Here is a 14,983-nt window from a genome sequence, read left to right as displayed (position 1 = left end):
GGCTGGACGATTTACCATCACAACCTTTACACCCAGTTCTCGCGCTGCAATAATTTTGGGCTTTGTGGCATTACCACCGCTATTTTTACTGACGATGGTATCAATGTGATTCTGAATCAGAATTTGTCTCTCATTATTGAGGTTAAATGGCCCGCGATCGCACAATATCATCCCCTGTGGTACTAAAGCATCATCGCCAGGAGGGTCAATCATCCGCATCAAAAACCAAATTTTCTCTAAGTGAGCAAAAGCGGCGAGTTCTTGCCTTCCAACTGTCAAAAATACTCGCTGTGACTGGTTTTGCAGGGTTGTTGCTGCGGCTTCAACATGATCAACTTCAATCCAGCGATCGCCACTTACTTTTTCCCAAGGCGGACGGATTAACATCAGACGGGGTACTCTAACTTCCGTTGCTGCATCTGCCGCATTGAAGGAAATCTGATTAGCGAAAGGATGGGTTGCATCAATTAACAAGTCGATTTCCATAACTCGCAAATAGTTAGCCAATCCAGCCACGCCCCCGAAGCCTCCAACTCGTAAATCGCCCAAGGGTACTGATGGTTCACGGGTGCGGCCAGCTAGAGAGGTGATTACTTCTAACCCTTGGATAGTCGCCACTCTGGCCGCTAGTTCTGCTGCATCTCCCGTCCCACCGAGAATCAAAACGCGGATCATTTAGATAAAGGTGGAATCTTTGCTAAAATGCCTTTCTTCATAGCTTCTGGACGTTCTGACCAAGGCAGTAAACCATCTGCTTTAGCATAGTATTGACTAGCACATTCCAGTACCGCAGATGCACTACCATCAACGGCTAAATCACCAAATAAATATGTTAATTTACCTTTGGCACTAAAGGCGACTACACAAGAACGATTACAAGCACTCATACATTCAACTTCTTGAATCGGAAATTGCTCTCGTAACTCCCAATCTTGTGCCAGCTGCTGAAGTTGGTGTAGAAGTTTTTCGCCACCACTTTCACCTAAGCGTTTCCCATTTTGCCAAACACTGGCGCAGGTTTTGCAAACAAATAAAGTATGTTCAGCAACTTCCATTGGAGTGGCTGGGGAAATATTTACAGTCGTAGTCATCTGTACCTCGCAGATATGGGAAACTAATAAATCTATTTCGGCGGGCATCCTGACTCACTCAATTTGAGATTTTCGATTTAGTTCCTGAATCTCAAATTCGTTCACAGTTGCGGGACAGTGCCGGATTTGCACCGAACTTTCCCCGTTACCTCTGGTAGCTGACTCCCACCAGAACCGAATAACCTTATCGATCATACACTAGGCTCATCTGAGAATGCGAAACAACAAGCTTTGTGCCAACACAGCGATTTTCATTATGATAATAATTATCGATATCATTAAAAACTATACAAAATTTCCAGTAAAAGATATGGTTTTTGTATCTCTTTAATTTTGATGACTTAGGATCTTGCGAAGGCGCTCGCATACGAAAATGGAGAAGTAGTTATTAGACAAAGAACTTGTTAAAAAATAGATCCAGGAAATAGCGATCGCATTTAAAGAAGATGTTTGTTTTGTTTGAGTCGCTTGGAGATGAAAAAGTTGAGAAACACTTTTCGTTTGACATCGCCGGCAGTTGACACCCAAAACTTCAAAGGAATAAGAACATGACAAAAAGCTGGAATCGCCGCGAATTCTTATGGGGCGCGAGCCAATCAGCATTGGCATTACTCGTTCTCGGTCGGGCATCTGGGCAAGTGGTGGCGGCAAGCAAGCCGACTTCAGTGCTGGTTCTCGGTGCGGGTCTGTCTGGTTTATATACAGCGTTGTTGTTAGAAGCCAAGGGTTTGTCTGTGACGGTTTTAGAGGCACGCGATCGCGTCGGTGGTCGCATCCATACTTTAGACGATATCCCCGGTAAGCCAGAAGCCGGGGCACAATCTTTGAGCGAAAAATATCGGCGCTTGTTAGCACTGGCGGAACGCTTGCAAGTCCAAATGGAACCAAGCCTTGGCTTAGATAAGGAATCGCTGCTGTATATTAGAGGGCAAGCAGTACTTGAAAAAAACTGGGCTACTTCTGCCGCTAACCAGTTGGCAAAAAGCGAACATTCTTTACTTCCCCAAAAATTGTTGAGTCATTACCTCCGCAAACACAATCCCCTAGAAAATGCAAGCGCTTGGCTCAACCCAAAATATTCATCTCTAGATATTCCCTTAGACAAATATCTCCGCGCTCAAGGTGCCTCAAATGAAGCTTTACGATTAATCAACTTTAATCCAGGTTCTTTGTTCAACAATATAAATACTACCTCTGCACTATGGGCATTACGGAATGACCAGCGCGCCCAAACTCGCAGCCAGCACCCAATGCATATTCAGAGTGGTAACAGTCGTTTGCCAGAAAAGATGGCAGCCTCTCTCAAGTCTCCTGTGCAGTTAAACAAAGTAGTAGAGTCGATTCGCTCTCAGACAACGAGTGTAAAAGTTTGCTGCTCAGACGGCTCGAAATTCGATGCTGATTATGCTGTGGTGACGTTGCCGTTTTCGGTGCTGCGCCAGGTAGAAATAACCCCACCATTACCAAAAATACAGGCACAGGCGGTGCAGGAGTTGCCCTATACAGCAGTGACGCAAATTCGCTTTACGGTTCGTCATCCGTTCTGGGAAACTGATGGCTATCCGCCGATGATGTGGACAGACTCACTACTTGAAAGTGTGTTGCCGGTTCGGGATAAGCAGGGGCGAGTGCAAAGCTTAGTCTGCTGGGCAAATGGAACCAATGCCAAGCAGTTGGATGCCATGAGTGCAGACGCATTAGCCAAATATGTTTCCTCGGAACTGACGCGAATTCGCCCTGGAACAGAGGAAAATGTCGAGATTCTGCGCGTTGTTTCTTGGGGACGCGATCGCTATGCTCTGGGTGCTTATTCCCACTTCGCCCCCGGACAAATCCGGCGCTTTCAAAACAAAATGGCTAAACCCTGGCAGCGAATTCATTTTGCAGGTGAACATACCGCGATCGCATCTGGTGGGATGGAATCGGCACTGGAATCGGGAGAGCGAGTCAGCAGCGAGATTTTGGCTCGCATTGGTTTGTTATCGCCCCAAGCACAATGACAATCGTTTTTACTCTTACTTAATGTTTAAGTCCCGTTAGTTCTACTATCAAGTAGCGATCACCATTCTCATAATCAGAATTGCTGCCGCCAACAATCAAACTGGACGACAACCAGATAAAATACTGTGCATCTTCACGACTTGTCCAATAACTGCGATCGCAGGTGCGCCAAATCCAATTTGCTCTACCTGTTCTACAATTGTCTCTAAAGTACCGATCAATTCTTCTTGTTCTGGTCGTGTACCCCAGCGCACCAAAGCAATAGGCGTTTCTAAATTCAAGCCAGCGACAGTTAATTGTTCCACAATATAAGGCAAATTGTGAATTCCCATATAAATTACAATGGTTTCGGAACCGTGAGCGATCGCACTCCAATTCACTATCGGTCTATACTTACCCGCCGCCTCGTGACCAGTTACAAATGTCACTGACGAACTATACAGCCGATGAGTCAAAGGTATACCTGAGTAGGCTGCTGCGGCAATTCCCGATGTGATACCTGGCACTACTTCTGTTGAGATCCCAGCTTTAACTAATTCTTCCATCTCTTCGCCACCGCGACCAAAAATAAACGGATCGCCACCCTTAAGTCGCACTACAATTGCATTATGCTGGGCTTTATCAATCAGCAATTGAGTTGTTTCTGATTGCAACAATGAATGTCTCCCCGCACGCTTACCAGCATTAATTTGCTCGGCTTGGGGATTAATCATCGCCAGAATTGCCGGACTCACCAAGGCATCATAGATCACTACATCTGCACATTCTAATAAACCTTTGGCTTTCAGGGTAACTAATCCTGGATCTCCTGGCCCCGCACCTACTAAATAAACCTTTCCCAAATACTTGTTCTCCTGTTTTTCTGTGCGGTTCATCTATCTGTTAAATCCCAAATTAGCTCGGCTAATTCTGCACTTGCTCCCAGTGGCTTTGCCAATTGGAAATTCACCGCAGAAAATTGTAATTTTAGCTTCTCTATGGAGGTGGCGATCGCATCGGTTATGCCACCAGCGAATAAGAAGTATGGTAAGATGGCAATCTCCCGATAACCAGCAGTTACCAACTCTTTCACCCGCGATTCTAAACTAGGAGGCCCAGCCCAATAAGCAGCCATTGCTCCCAAACTCGCCGCCATTGCTTCCACACTTTCTTGAGAACCCGGGCGACGACTACCATGAGCTAATAGAATCCATGCTTCTGCTTTGATAGTAGCTATTTGCTTTGCCAGCAATTTCTCTAAATTCGGGTGAGAGCCTAAATATGGTTGCAACTCAATCATCACATCTTGACCAAGAGTCTCTTGTGCTAGTGCTACTTCGGCGGGAATATCTGTCATCACATGGACTCCCGGCAGCAAAAATAGCGGTACAATTTTTAAGCGATTCTTATTTTGAGACAGCGTATAATCGCCAAAAGCCCTCTTAGCAAATTGTTGAATCTGCTCGTGTAAAGGTTGAAGACTCATTTCTAAAGCAGCTATGCCAACCAAATGTTCGCTTGACAATTTCTGACATACCAGCCCAGCTAGTTGCTGCATAGCAATTTCTGGGCGGCGATCGCTACTTCCGTGAGATAATAACAAATAGGCAGATGACATCGGCAAAACTTGAACTCTCAGTTACTATTTTTACTTAAAATGAAGCTGGGAATAATAAGTACTCTGATAATTATTGAAACTATGATCAATTATTAATAGAAGTGTTCTTAATCATTTTTACAGACAATTTCAAGTTATAAAATACACAACGATTCTTTTCAAAACCAGGTATAAAGCCTATTTTACTCCTATTAGCGCCGCGCATTCTGACTCCTAAATTCTGCTGTATATTCTCCCACGACTACTTACCTGATTGTTCTTCGGCGGTATAAGTATAAAATTGATCGAAAGCTCCCACCGTTTCAAATTTGTAAGAAGGTATCCAAGAATTTATTTTTAAATCTGTACGGTAAACACTAAAAATAACGTAGTCTTGCCTTTCTGTAGTCCTGGCAATAATTTCTTGAATTTGTGGGTTAGCCGAATCAACCAACTTATCACAATTAAAACGGATTAAATTTTCAATAATATTCGTAGTTTTTTTACATACATCGGTTTTTAAGTATTTTGTCAGCCGTTGAACTGCATATTCTTCATATTCAACCTGACTGGGATTGGTTTTCGCCATTGTCACACCCAAGGCGGCGAGTCCTACTGCTGCTCCAGTATACGCGATGATGGTCAATGGTTTCATATTTGCCAAGTAAAATTCATTGTAATTGTTAGATTCCAGAGACTCTAAATCAACTAAGTCCGTTCCTTGAACAAAAACTCTTGATCGCTTGCCAAATTATTGCTATAATTCAAATTGTTGAATGGCGAGCGTAGCCAAGTGGTTAAGGCAGTGGTTTGTGGTACCACCATTCGTGGGTTCAATTCCCATCGTTCGCCCTACATAATTTCATATTATTACTCTATACTCCTGTAAAAGGTGGGTTAGATGGTGTGAACCCTCATAACCATCACTTTAACAAGGATTTGTTGCAATCATTAATTGAATTGGTATTACCCAATCTACCAGAACTGTACAGGACTTACGCAACTGGCACAGGGCGATCGGATTTTTATAGTAAATATGTACTAAATAAAAGTGGCGTACCTAGATGGCATTGCTGAAATTATTAACAGTAATCGGCTGTGTTAAGTATTCTTCAAATCATGAGAAAATTAGTTGAAGACGCATAAAAACAATCCTCTATTTTATGAGATTTACTAAACTTAACTATTGCCAGTACTTGTTAAGTAGTCAGATTAATTATACTGTCACAAATTTGGCAGATCATTAAATTTCACTTTTATCCAGGCTCGTCAATATTTAGATGCGTTTGCCCTGATGACAGACCTGCATACTGAAAAAATTTATCTAAATCCAAGAATTTTTCAGTTGTAAAATTTCCCTGCTGACGATACATATTTATCTGGGTTCTTAATATCTTCAGTAAACCTAAATTAGCTGGATTTATTTGTTTCAAACTTATATTGGTGTTATGCTTGCGATAAAAAAGTGTCACCTGTTTCAAAAAATATTTATAAATATCATTCTTCCAAGCTCTAAAAAACCATTCTGTATCTTCATTATCACTAAACTTTTCGTTAAATAAACCAACTTTATCAAATACTGACTTGCGGTAAATACCGCTACCAAGGTTAACAGAATAATAGGGTTTAGAATATGGCTTAAAAATTAACTTATCTTCATCTGTGATCGAAGTATCGAGATGCATTTCTTGTATTAGTCCCTGGATAATTTCGATTGAGGGGTTAGCAGCTAAACATTCTAATTGCAGTTGGAGTGCATTATCTGACCACAAATCATCAACATCTAGGAAAGCGATGACATTTCCCTGAGCAATTCTAATTCCCCGATTCCGTGCGGCTGAAGGTCCACTATTAGTTTGATAAATATAGCGGATCGTGTCCTTAAATTCTGCGGCTATTTCAGCAGTATTATCGGTAGATTCATCATCAATAACAATAATTTCTAAAGGCTGATAGTTTTGCTTTTGAATATTTTGTATAGCTTCAGCTAAGAACTTTTCTCCGTTGTATACGGGAACAATCACACTTACATAAAAATCTTCGTTTTTCATCATAAAATCAATAATATAAATTAATTTTTTTAATGCCTGATTGAACGTTACTAATTGTAGTAGTTATATTTCAAGGTGAATCTTTCATATTAGTAAATTTCTCTAAGATTGGCGGTTCAAATTCCAACTTTGCTTGAGTTACCTGTGTTTGAATTGTTGTATTATAACCACTTTTACTTGTCAATACATTATTCGTAGTTAGCATAATAAGTTGCTCTAGTTCTAGTTCTTTTAAAAAGCTATTTATAGAGCTTTCAATTTCTTCACAGTTATGATTATACTGCTGAGAAAGTTCTGCAATAATATTTTCTTTGGAAATTCCTCTTTCAATTCTATTCCAAATATCAGCAGCAACTTTTAATAGACTATAATAATCTTTTTCATCAAGATTAACGACTACGACTTCACCATCAATTGTTTCATGAATAACTTTTGGGCTATTGATTTTGTAGTTTGTAGACATAATTACAGTGATTTCTATTTTTGAATACAGTAAAATAAATTGAAACCCTTTATAACAGCAAACCTTCGCAAGTTAGAGACTATTGTTATTTTTCTAGTTCTAACCCTTCAGTGCTTTTTAGCTATTGCATACTTTACTAACCAGCGATTTAGAACTACCATTAAGGCTCCCATAAACACCATTAAGATGGGAATGCTTTCTAGTCCTGAATATTCAGCAAGGGAGTTCACTACAGTTAAAGTTGTCGCAACACCTAAATAGGAAGCACTGGTCATAAAACTGATGGCAGATGGTACTAAAGTTTCAGATATGCGTTGTGGCAATAACCCAATCGTCGCGGGGTAGATGACAGCAAGAGCAAAACCAATTAAAGGCAGACTCCATAACTGATTTGGCAACAACCACCAAATTACCAGCCCGCTCATCAGAAGCACAAAAGAGAAATCAATGGCGCGAACTGCACCCCATCGCTTCATTAAACTCCCCATACCTAAGCGTCCAACTGTGATTCCTAACCAATAGGCGCTGACACTGTAACCTGCAAGTAATTCTGGTGTATTTCTACTGATGCTCTGGACACTGTAAGCCCAGTTTCCTATAGAAATTTCTGTGCCTACATAAATGAAGGACAATAAACCACATACTAGCACTGTGGGTGTATTCAGAGCTAGACGTAGATTAGCTTTAGCATTAGTACCAGAAGCTGTCATGTACAAGCTCATCGGTTTGTAGTTGTAAACGATTACCCAGATCATTGCTACAACCATCAGTCCAACAAGACCAGCAGTTTGTAAATAGACAAATCGCCAGTTTAATCCTATCGCTAGTAAAGTCGTCGCAGCGGCAGAACCAAGCAATGCACCAATGCCATAAAAGGCATGTAAAAAAACGATTAAATTGGAGCTACGTTGTTGATTAGTGATGTAAATATTTATGCCAGAATCAATTAATCCACCTCCTATACCCAATAGTGCTGCGGATGCAACCATGACAAACCAGTGATTACTATATGCGTAAATTACCAAGGCACTAGTCAGCATAATAGAAGCTAACAATAGCATTCGAGCAAATCCTATACGTTTACTTAGCAGACTGCTTGTTAATCCTGCAAATATGGCACCACCTATTTGGCTAAGAAAAAGTGTTGTAAGGCTTGCGGGGGTTAAGTTGTAGGTTGCCTGAAGCGAGGGTAGTAAAACTCCAATTACATTATTGGAGATGCCCATGACTAGAAATGCGTAAAATGCTATAGCTACACCAATCTTAGTTTTATAAGTCTTTTGTAATTGAAATGCTCGCATAATACACTTTAGTTTACCGAATTATTGGGTAAGTAACTTTTTGTCATTTACTTTTTAGTCATCAAAGCTCAAATGATCGTGTTCTGGATCGGCTATATGGCAAAAGTTTTTGTAACTTTCAGTTCCAGGAACTGCTTAAATTGTCTATTCAATTAGAGTTATACATTATCTCAAGTACGGTTCCCCAGCATTGCGATCGCAAGCTTGAGGTGATTAGGCAATTCACACTTTGATTCAGCAACGCCAATCCGCTTAGATCAATTGATAAACTTCACTTTCCTCAAAACTTTTCAGAAAATACTCTTGAGATAGCTTTTTCCTGGTTTCACAATTAAGTAAATAATTGTGAGTATCTAAAATTAATGCAGTATCTAAAGCTTTTTCTGCTGCTTCTGACAAACTAGTAAAGTACATGGGGTAATCTTTACCAAGATACTCTACAACCGCCGGTAAAGGATTAATTAAAAGTGGAGTAGCTCTGGCTATACATTCGATAACTCCATTATTAGCACTAGAGTCATACAATTCTATAAAGACTATATTTTCTGACAGGAGTATATCATACTCCGTATTTGATAAATGTTTTATTTCTCTAGTATTGCTTAGAAAAATTGGTTCTATTGTTATATTGTTAATAATTTTTTCTCTCTCTATAATTTCTTCTTGTTGTTTATCTGCATTTTCGCAAAACATAGGTACTAATCTAATCTTTTCCAAGTTTAAAGGATTATTTTTGGCAATAGGTAATTGATAGATTGCGCTCAACTTTCTTAACCACCAACCAATCTGTACAATTTTCTTCTCAGAATTAGCTAAAAACTTACTGAAATTGAATTGCATTTCTGGTATTTCTGTTGGATGAATTAAAGTAGAGACTGGTTTTCCTGTTTGTTCGCGTAGCCATTGAGCATGGTATTCGGATAACGAAAATAAACCAACACAAGAATCTAAGCTTTTTTTCCAAGTTTCCTTAGCAAAAAGTTCTTGGGGAGATTGTCGATATTGAAACCAAGTTGGCATTCTTTGTGGATTATGGATAATACCTACCCACGGTTTTGTATATGGTATAATTCCTCTTTCCTCTACAGTTGCTATTAGATTGAATGTACCATCTTGTTTAATTTTTTCTAAAATTATAGAAGATAATTTATCTGGTCGTCGATAATTCCAGAGAAACCTATTTTCAATAAATCCATCAAATAGGATACCTTGACTATTATGCAGAGGTTTTAATGCATTGGTAACGAAGTTCCAACCACTTCTATGACAGTCAAAAGTTTTTTGGTCGAATAAACTAATTTTTCCATTCAGATTATCTTCTATATAAGAAGCTGGAGAGAAATTAGATTTTGGGGTTTGTATACTTTGATGATTCAGAATTGTTTCTGGCAAACCTAGATAAGCATAGTATGAAGATAAAGTTGTGGCATCAAAGTTAATATATAATGCTTTTTCATAATATTCAAGTCCTTCTTCTACTCGCCCTTCTTTAACGATGATATCGCCTAGCTTTTGATATGCTGGTAGATAATTTGGTTCCAAATTTAAAGCTTCTTGATAAAGAGCGATCGCTAATTCTATTTTTTCCTGCGATTGCCACACAGAGGCCAATTGGTATGCAGTTTCTGCTAATTTGCTAGTGGTCAATAATTGCTCTTTCATAGTTAAACTCAGTGTTTTTGCGTCAGAATATTTTCTTCGGTGAATGCAAATCTCTTAAGTTGTAATTACTTAGCCGTAGTTCTATCAAGGCGAGTGCAAGTATGCAAAAATCTGTATTTGGGGTTGAATTCAGAATGGAGGGCACGTCTGTAGTAACCCCGATCACCATTTTATTATCAATTGCTTTAATTTATTGATAATTAGTGGTTACGAAAAAATTAAGGTCTACATTATGATATGAAATTGATATAGCAATCCAGAATCAATACACAGTTATTGATATTTATAGAGTTGCCTTCATAGCCATTTGGCAAGCTAGATTTAGCTGTAGATTTTTTGGGTACAAGTGTCAATATAGCATTTTTTCAGTTTGACCAAAAATTATTTAAACACAGGATAATTGCTCAGTTTCTCCAGCATTTGAATAGGGGATAGATGGGAGTAACTGGGACAGTAATTGATGCTTAGGTAAATCAACATTTTGCCAATCATCTAGTAAAATACCTCCTGTATCACTACTATTAGGATTCCAACTCCAGTAAATAAAGCTCAAATTATTCGCTTGGATGTATTTTACAAACTCATTTTGCCAAATTCCTTCTATGGAACTTGAGTCTACATTTCGTCCCCCAAACTCTCCAATCAAAACTGGAGCAATATTCTCATTAACGATATAATTAAATCCTATTTCCCAGCGCTCAATTAGATTTTCAGGAAAGTCAAAATCAGAAAAGTGTGGCAAATTGTAAACCCCTGGCCCATATTCATGAGGGGAATAAACTAGCTTATCAGAACGAGATAAACGCACCGGAAAGTTCTTCACTCCTTCTAAATTTCCACCATCCCAATGCTCCAGCTTTTGACCGGGGACGTTCTTTTTCACTCCTTCAACAACAATAAGCCAATTAGGATTGACACTAAGAATGGCATTACCTGCGCGTTCTGCTGCCAATCGCCAGTCGGTTTCTACGTTATCATCACCCCAGCTAGCTTTTCCATGAGGCTCGTTTTTTAAGTCTGCGCCAATAACGTTAGCTTGATTTTTGTATCTAGTGGCTAACATTTTCCATGTATCAATCCAGTCTGCTTCGGTAAAACCGTTTCCATACCACAATTCTGGAATTTGCCGATCGTTAAGGCGGTGGCTGTCGAGCAAGATTAACAATCCTTGACGTTCCGCTTCTTGAATAACTAAGTCCATTACTTCTAAGGCGGTTTTACCTTGGAGTTCTTTATTGCTGCTAATTTTAAAGTTAATATATTTAATGTCAATTACATCAGGCGATCGCAATGCTGTCTCACAATAAGGTAAGCGGATCGAGTTATATCCCAAGCTTTCAATCTGTGCCAGCATTTGTTTATAATCTCGTTGCCACAAACCATGAGGGACGTGTGCATCAGTCTCTATACCAAACCAATTAACACCTCTGAGTGATACTACCTTACCTTTCGCATCCACAATTGTTGTACCAAGAGTTGAAAGTGGTGGTTCTATTTGCATAGCAATTGATTATATCCTGTAAGAAAATCTTGATAACCTAATGTATTAGAGTGAAGATAATCTTGAGCCAAACGTTGGATATGCCAAATTCCATCATGTTTCATCGATTACTGGAAAATATCTAAATAGGGAATTTCTTGTTGGCTACAAGCAAACTGATCGCTTTTCTTACCTCTTAGTCTGAACCTCTTTATTAAGATATTTGATAAATATTAAGAAGAGATGATATAACCTTTAAATTTGGCAATTATTTAAAAGCTATAGCAATCCGCAATCATTCGTGAGAAAATACTGAGACGAGATTAAAGTAATCTTTGCAACAAGAGTTTGGGCGGTAGCGATGTGGATGCAATCATTATAATTTTGGTATTCTTTTTAGTTTTTATTAGTAAATAAGATGCGTTTGCCCCTGCTATTTTACTTCTGAATTCTGAATTCTGCTGTATGTGCCGATCGTCAAAATACACGCAAATAAATGATATAATAACCATTACATCAAGCAATTTAGGGCATGGATAAGTTATGCCTTAAATATTAAGATGCAATTATTTACTAACATCTATCAAAAGAAATAAAAATTGTATTCCTTTAGTGAGATCCAAAAACACTGAGTCATAGATACTTTAAGTAAAGTAGAACATGATTTAAGTACCTGCTGAAAAGTTAATCCTTGTAGGTACACAGATAAATATAATTTATCTGTGTCATTTCGTGTTTATATGTGTCAAAAAAAGGTGGAGGCTTATTTGTCTCGCCTAGAAAGTTAACAATGTAAACATCGTCATTTAGTGGAGTTGCTATGTCTGAATTGCTTCAAGCAGTCTTGGATAGTGAAGAAAAAAGTGATTTGCGTTCCTTTCTTAGTGAATTACGCCAACAAGAAAAGAAGTACTTGCTGCGGAACGACATACTGAATGTATATAGTGAGTATTGCTCTAAGTCCCAGAAACCTGAAGCTTTTTACACTTCCTCGGAGTTAGGCAAACTCATTTACTATACTCAGGAAATAATTCAGGAGGACTCAAACTTCTGTTTCATCATCCGTTCTAAGATTGCCAGCCAAGAAGTTTATTGGTTGACATCAGACTTAAGCATTGAGCCGATGACGGTGCAGGATTTATTGGATCTGCGCGATCGCTTGGTGAACAAATTTCATCCTAACGAGGGCGACCTACTAGAGTTAGATTTTGGCCCCTTTTATGACTACTCCCCAACCATCCGCGACCCCAAAAATATTGGTAAAGGGGTACAATTTCTCAACCGCTATCTTTCCAGTCAACTTTTTCAAGACTCCAAACAATTACTGGATAGTTTGTTGAATTTCTTGCGTCTGCACCAATACAACGGTATCCAGCTGCTAATCAACGATCGCATTAAATCACAGCAGCAACTTTCCGAGCAAGTTAAGAAAGCTATCAGTTTTGTTAATAATCGCCCCGATGATGAACCCTACGAACAATTCCGGTTTCAATTGCAGTCAATGGGTTTTGAGCCGGGTTGGGGGAACACCGCAGCACGAGTGCGGGAAACCTTAAATATTCTCGATGAATTAATTGATTCTGCCGATCCTCAGACCCTAGAAGCTTTCATCTCTCGTGTTCCGATGATTTTTAAAATCGTCCTAGTGTCAGCTCACGGCTGGTTTGGGCAAGAGGGAGTGTTGGGTCGTCCCGATACCGGCGGTCAGGTAGTGTACGTCCTTGACCAGGCAAAGAGCCTAGAGAAGCAGCTACAAGAAGATGTTCTGCTGGCTGGTTTAGAAGGATTGAATGTTCAACCAAAAGTGATTATTCTCACCCGCTTGATTCCCAATAGTGATGGTACTCTTTGTAATCAACGGCTAGAAAAAGTCCTTGGTACCGAAAATGCCTGGATTTTGCGAGTGCCTTTACGGGAATTTAACCCTAACATGACTCAAAACTGGATTTCTCGGTTTGAGTTTTGGCCTTATCTAGAAACATTCGCCATTGATTCAGAAAGAGAACTACGGGCAGAATTTCACGGCACACCTGACTTAATAGTTGGAAACTATACTGATGGGAATTTAGTCGCATTCTTGCTGGCGCGACGGCTAAAAGTTACTCAATGTAATGTTGCCCATGCTTTAGAAAAATCTAAATATTTGTTCAGTAACCTCTACTGGCAAGAATTAGAAGATAAATATCATTTTTCTTTGCAATTCACAGCTGATTTGATTGCGATGAATGCTGCCAATTTTGTGATTAGCAGCACTTACCAAGAAATTGTCGGGACACCTGATAGTGTGGGACAGTACGAATCTTATAAGTGCTTCACTATGCCGGAGTTGTATCATGTTACCAATGGCATTGAATTATTTAGCCCCAAATTTAATGTCGTGCCGCCTGGAGTAAACGAAAATAATTACTTTCCCTACACCCGAAATAAAGACCGCGTAGAGAGCGATCGCCAACGCCTTGCAGAAACACTCTTTACTCTGGAAGACTCCACACAAATCTTTGGCAAACTCGACGATCCTAATAAGCGTCCTCTCTTCTCAATGGCGCGTCTTGACCACATTAAAAACCTCACAGGTTTAGCTGAATGTTATGGTCAAAGTAAAGTATTACAAGAGCATTTTAACTTAATTTTGGTAGCAGGTAAATTACGTGTCGAAGAATCAGGTGACAACGAAGAACGCGACGAAATTATCAAACTCTACCAAATAATTGACCAGTACAATCTCCACGGTAAAATTCGTTGGTTGGGTGTGCGCCTGACTAAAACTGATTCCGGTGAAATTTACCGAGTCATTGCCGATCATCAAGGAATTTTTGTACAACCAGCTTTATTTGAAGCTTTTGGTTTGACAATTTTAGAGGCGATGGTTTCAGGATTACCGACTTTTGCCACACAGTTTGGTGGGCCATTAGAGATTATTCAAGATAAGGTTAATGGCTTTTTGATTAACCCGACAAATTTAGAGGAAACAGCCACAAAAATTGTCGAATTCATCACTAAATGCGAACAAAATCCTAACTATTGGAATGAAATTTCTCAGCGCGGAATTGAGCGAGTTTACAGCACCTACACTTGGAAAATTCACACTAGCAAGCTGTTATCCTTAGCAAGGATTTATGGCTTCTGGAACTTTACTTCAAAGGAAAATCGGGAAGATTTATTACGCTATATCGAGGCTTTGTTCTATTTAATTTACAAGCCAAGAGCGCAACAGCTATTAGAGCAGCACAAGTATCGTTAATTTGTCATTTGTCATTAGCTATTAGCTAAGGACATTAGTTATAGTGGTTCTCTCTTGCGTGGGTCATTTGTCACTTGTCATTTGTTATTAGCTAAGAACGAATGAATAAGGACAAAT

The 14,983-nt window shown here is 39.4% G+C and carries 12 protein-coding genes, 1 tRNA gene and 1 riboswitch; of the genes, 3 read left to right on the top strand and 10 right to left on the bottom strand.

Annotation, left to right across the window (positions count from 1 at the left end; genetic code table 11):
- Both HWQ37_RS20940 and HWQ37_RS20935 read right to left on the bottom strand, forming a co-directional pair.
- Positions 1-675 (bottom strand): cobalt-precorrin-6A reductase (locus tag HWQ37_RS20940; protein WP_292750446.1); only part of this gene is annotated, 675 nt, incomplete at its 3' end.
- The gene (locus tag HWQ37_RS20935; protein ID WP_292750454.1) at positions 672-1,091 is read right to left on the bottom strand and encodes a DUF1636 family protein; all 420 of its coding nucleotides are present in this window, start codon (positions 1,089-1,091) and stop codon (positions 672-674) included. The genes HWQ37_RS20935 and HWQ37_RS20940, both read right to left, overlap by 4 nt.
- A gap of 22 nt (positions 1,092-1,113) precedes the next feature.
- Positions 1,114-1,285, bottom strand: a riboswitch (cobalamin riboswitch).
- A 354-nt stretch (positions 1,286-1,639) separates the two neighbouring features.
- Between HWQ37_RS20935 and HWQ37_RS20930 the strand changes: the two genes are divergently transcribed.
- Positions 1,640-3,091 carry a flavin monoamine oxidase family protein gene (locus HWQ37_RS20930; RefSeq protein ID WP_292750444.1) on the top strand — a complete coding sequence of 484 codons (1,452 nt, stop codon included), beginning with the start codon at positions 1,640-1,642 and terminating at the stop codon, positions 3,089-3,091.
- A gap of 96 nt (positions 3,092-3,187) precedes the next feature.
- On the opposite strand, the gene cobA is transcribed toward HWQ37_RS20930, so the two are convergent.
- The 3 genes from cobA to HWQ37_RS20915 form a co-directional block, all read right to left on the bottom strand.
- Entirely contained in the window at positions 3,188-3,967 is a 780-nt protein-coding gene (gene cobA / locus HWQ37_RS20925; RefSeq protein ID WP_292750442.1) for a uroporphyrinogen-III C-methyltransferase, read from the bottom strand.
- On the bottom strand, positions 3,964-4,689 hold the full coding sequence (locus HWQ37_RS20920) for a sirohydrochlorin chelatase (protein ID WP_292750440.1): 726 nt from the start codon (positions 4,687-4,689) through the stop codon (positions 3,964-3,966). The genes cobA and HWQ37_RS20920 overlap by 4 nt, the downstream gene beginning before the upstream one ends.
- 241 nt (positions 4,690-4,930) lie before the next feature.
- Entirely contained in the window at positions 4,931-5,323 is a 393-nt protein-coding gene (locus tag HWQ37_RS20915) for a DUF4359 domain-containing protein (protein WP_292750438.1), read from the bottom strand.
- Positions 5,324-5,447: 124 nt separating this feature from the next.
- Between HWQ37_RS20915 and HWQ37_RS20910 the strand changes: the two genes are divergently transcribed.
- A tRNA-His gene (locus HWQ37_RS20910) sits at positions 5,448-5,520 on the top strand.
- Between the two features lie 404 nt (positions 5,521-5,924).
- Here the strand turns inward: HWQ37_RS20910 and HWQ37_RS20905 are convergent.
- The 5 genes from HWQ37_RS20905 to HWQ37_RS20885 form a co-directional block, all read right to left on the bottom strand.
- Positions 5,925-6,722: a glycosyltransferase family 2 protein gene (locus tag HWQ37_RS20905; RefSeq protein ID WP_292750437.1), complete on the bottom strand. Its 798-nt coding sequence runs from the start codon at positions 6,720-6,722 to the stop codon at positions 5,925-5,927.
- Positions 6,723-6,789: 67 nt separating this feature from the next.
- Positions 6,790-7,182 (bottom strand): PqqD family protein, encoded by a 393-nt coding sequence (locus HWQ37_RS20900; protein WP_292750436.1) that lies wholly within the window; start codon positions 7,180-7,182, stop codon positions 6,790-6,792.
- A 107-nt stretch (positions 7,183-7,289) separates the two neighbouring features.
- On the bottom strand, positions 7,290-8,483 hold the full coding sequence (locus HWQ37_RS20895) for an MFS transporter (RefSeq protein ID WP_292750434.1): 1,194 nt from the start codon (positions 8,481-8,483) through the stop codon (positions 7,290-7,292).
- Between the two features lie 252 nt (positions 8,484-8,735).
- Positions 8,736-10,145 carry a tetratricopeptide repeat protein gene (locus tag HWQ37_RS20890; RefSeq protein ID WP_292750432.1) on the bottom strand — a complete coding sequence of 470 codons (1,410 nt, stop codon included), beginning with the start codon at positions 10,143-10,145 and terminating at the stop codon, positions 8,736-8,738.
- Between the two features lie 385 nt (positions 10,146-10,530).
- Positions 10,531-11,646: a glycoside hydrolase family 5 protein gene (locus HWQ37_RS20885; protein ID WP_292750430.1), complete on the bottom strand. Its 1,116-nt coding sequence runs from the start codon at positions 11,644-11,646 to the stop codon at positions 10,531-10,533.
- Positions 11,647-12,445: 799 nt separating this feature from the next.
- Here HWQ37_RS20885 and HWQ37_RS20880 point away from each other — a divergent pair.
- A complete protein-coding gene (locus tag HWQ37_RS20880; RefSeq protein WP_292750428.1) occupies positions 12,446-14,866 on the top strand; it encodes a sucrose synthase in 2,421 nt (806 codons plus the stop codon).
- Positions 14,867-14,983: the final 117 nt, after the last annotated feature.

Origin of the sequence: Nostoc sp. NMS4, assembly GCF_017115095.1 — a bacterium.
Classification (GTDB): domain Bacteria; phylum Cyanobacteriota; class Cyanobacteriia; order Cyanobacteriales; family Nostocaceae; genus Nostoc.
The sequence above is the reverse complement of the archived record's forward strand: the minus strand, read 5'-3'. Positions and strand labels throughout refer to the sequence as shown.

What these genes read in the sequence shown, in the direction of transcription:
- HWQ37_RS20905 (WP_292750437.1), bottom strand. Translation starts at nt 6,722, where the DNA reads ATGATGAAAAACGAAGATTTTTATGTAAGTGTGATTGTTCCCGTATAC.
- HWQ37_RS20880 (WP_292750428.1), top strand. Translation starts at nt 12,446, where the DNA reads ATGTCTGAATTGCTTCAAGCAGTCTTGGATAGTGAAGAAAAAAGTGAT.
- HWQ37_RS20895 (WP_292750434.1), bottom strand. Translation starts at nt 8,483, where the DNA reads ATGCGAGCATTTCAATTACAAAAGACTTATAAAACTAAGATTGGTGTA.
- HWQ37_RS20935 (WP_292750454.1), bottom strand. Translation starts at nt 1,091, where the DNA reads ATGACTACGACTGTAAATATTTCCCCAGCCACTCCAATGGAAGTTGCT.
- HWQ37_RS20915 (WP_292750438.1), bottom strand. Translation starts at nt 5,323, where the DNA reads ATGAAACCATTGACCATCATCGCGTATACTGGAGCAGCAGTAGGACTC.
- HWQ37_RS20930 (WP_292750444.1), top strand. Translation starts at nt 1,640, where the DNA reads ATGACAAAAAGCTGGAATCGCCGCGAATTCTTATGGGGCGCGAGCCAA.
- HWQ37_RS20900 (WP_292750436.1), bottom strand. Translation starts at nt 7,182, where the DNA reads ATGTCTACAAACTACAAAATCAATAGCCCAAAAGTTATTCATGAAACA.
- HWQ37_RS20885 (WP_292750430.1), bottom strand. Translation starts at nt 11,646, where the DNA reads ATGCAAATAGAACCACCACTTTCAACTCTTGGTACAACAATTGTGGAT.
- HWQ37_RS20920 (WP_292750440.1), bottom strand. Translation starts at nt 4,689, where the DNA reads ATGTCATCTGCCTATTTGTTATTATCTCACGGAAGTAGCGATCGCCGC.
- HWQ37_RS20890 (WP_292750432.1), bottom strand. Translation starts at nt 10,145, where the DNA reads ATGAAAGAGCAATTATTGACCACTAGCAAATTAGCAGAAACTGCATAC.
- cobA (WP_292750442.1), bottom strand. Translation starts at nt 3,967, where the DNA reads ATGAACCGCACAGAAAAACAGGAGAACAAGTATTTGGGAAAGGTTTAT.